Consider the following 2,712-nt stretch of genomic DNA (forward strand, 5'->3'; position numbering starts at 1 on the left):
TTGCGTATAAATATCTTCCGTTCATACCCAATTGCGTTACCCTACGTGAATAGTTGAATTGGTTGTTGGATGAAATACCATTATTATTAACAACTCCTCTTTGAAATGCAGTTTGTGATTCAACAAATTTATCGTAAGTAGGGCTAGTTTGAACTACATCTAATCTTTTATAAGTGCCCTTCGAAGCAACTAATAAATCAGAATAGATGTCAAATAAATTATTAGCACCAGTAGAAAATCTCCAAGATTTTGATAACTTATAGCCAATACTTAAATCAGTCACAATCTTAGGACTTAGCACTTGCACATAAAACCAGTTCGTAGCTCCGCCGCCTTCAATGTGTGTAACTTCTCCAAAATACGTGTTTCTAAGAAATAAATTAAAGTTGTCTTTTTTATAGGAAAGAGATAAATATCCTTTCACTTTAGGATTACCGTCTATTAATGTTGCTTTATTAATAGGACTCATATAAGTAGACTCTCTTCCTAATAATTTTTCAGAGACTTTTGTTTTGCCTAAAATTTCACGCTTAGATAAAGTAGTTGCTAATTCAAACTTCAAGCTTTGTTTTTTTGGCAATTTTAAATTGTAAGCTGAAATGATGTCAATACCAGAAGTTCTTAGGTCTGTGGCATTAGCCATAAAAATTCCTCTTGAAGCATTATTTGCTAACAACGTAGTATATAAAAATTGAGAAACCGCATCGCCAGTAGCGCTACCCGAAAACGCATCTGTTAATATAATACGATCAGTGATTTTTGTAGAATAAGCATCTACTGTTAAACTGAATTTATTTAATTTCAAAGTGGTTCCAATGCTTGCACTATTAGAAATTTCAGGTCTTAAACTTGGGATGCCCAATGTTTGCGCAGCTTTGCTATCATTCGGTAAGGTTGCATCATCAAAAGCAACGCCTCCTTGAAATACAGTGGATGTTTTTGTTAAATATCTTTGTTGTAAAGATGGCGCCCTGAATCCTGTACTTACCGATCCTCTTAATGAAAAGTTATCAGTAAGTTTATATCTACCTGCAACCTTGCCGCTTAAGTTTCCTCCAAAATCAGAATAATTCTCGTATCGTGCAGCAAAGTCAAGTAATAATTTATTAATTGGTTCCATTTCAAAATCTACATATAATGCAGTGGATGTTCTGCTCTCATTTTTTGCATTGTCTGGTCTGAATCCAGGAAATACTTGCGCGCCCCCTGCAGGAATCCCTGTACTATTATCCGCTAATTTGATAGAAGTAGGAGTGCCGTTTAAAACATCGGTTACACCTCCCGTTTTTCGCATGTAGTTTGCCCAAGAAGCTTCTTCTCCAGCCTTTTGTTGATAATTTTCATACCTTAATTCAGCACCATAGGCCACATTTAAATTTACTGAATTATCTAATTTTTTTGAAAAATCAATATTTGTTGTGTTTTGTCTAAATAATAAAGTGCCTGCATTAAATTCTGATTGTTTGCTTTGATTATTATAATAGGCAGATACATTTAATGTATTCTCAATATTAAAACCAAAACTATTTTGACCATATGTATTACTAAGATCATAATTCCATGTTCCCGCTTTTCCCTTTAATCCCGTTCCTAAAGAAATGTCGTTAATATTAGAAGTGATTTCAGGTAAAAATCCATTTGGATAAATAGCGGGTATATTACTGTTTTGGTAAGGCATACGATAAAAGCCAGTGGAGTTTCCTACTCTATTACTTAAAATACTAAAGAAATAAAACTCTCCGCCATTTTTTAGCGCTAATGCACCATTAATAACGCCTTGTAGATTTTTAGTGCGTGATTGACCAACTCTCATTTGAAAAGTATTACGATCTGCGCCAAGTGTGGTCATTAAAGCCATACTAGCAGAATCACCAGATTTTCGATTATCAATATCTCCAGTTCTTTCACCAGAACGAATTGTAGGTTCTCTTTGTTCTAGATTTAAAGTTACATTGATAAAACTTGCTTTTGTTTTTCCAATTTGCCAGCCATAATTTACAGAAGCATTTGTTTTTTGTCCGTCTACAACACTATTGTTATAATATTTAGGATCATTTGTCGGCCCTTCTCCAAGTTTAAAACTTCCAGGAGCAGCATGCTTATAAGATTGGTAAGTGGTAATATTTGCACCACTGCTAAATACTGCTTTTCCAGTCCCAATATTTTTGTTTAATTGAATATTTATAACACCAGCGATAGCGTCCGATCCGTATTGTGCTGCTGCGCCATCTCTTAGTAATTCGATTTTATCAATGGATGCAGAAGCAATTGCATTTAAATCTGTTCCTACAGAACCCCTACCCATAGTTCCGTTTACATTCACCAAAGCTGAAGTATAGCGACGTTTGCCATTGATTAAAACCAATGTTTGATCTGGACCAAGACCTCTAACGGTAGCTGGATCAATATGATCACTACCATCTGCCACCGTCTGTGTGGTAGAATTAAACGAAGGCGCTACATGGTTTAATATATCTGTTAAATTTGTTTGTGGAACTTCAGAGGTTAATGTTTTTAAATCAAATAAATCTACTGGCGATACAGATTCCAATTTAGTTCTTCCAACACTTCTTGTCCCCAACACCACTACTTCATTTAAGTCGTTATTGCTTACGCTAAGTTGTATATCGACTGGATTATTATCTTTTAAAGTATATGATTGATTTGAAAAGCCGCTAAAACTAACCACAAGAATATTTCCAATAGTTGCTT

The 2,712-nt window shown here is 34.6% G+C and carries 1 protein-coding gene; it reads right to left on the reverse strand.

The features are described 5' to 3' along the window. Nucleotides 1-2,712: TonB-dependent receptor plug domain-containing protein (locus ACOYLT_RS11445; RefSeq protein WP_422853974.1), on the reverse strand; the 2,712-nt coding region annotated here is incomplete at both ends.

This window comes from Flavobacterium sp., from assembly GCF_049318185.1.
Classification (GTDB): domain Bacteria; phylum Bacteroidota; class Bacteroidia; order Flavobacteriales; family Flavobacteriaceae; genus Flavobacterium.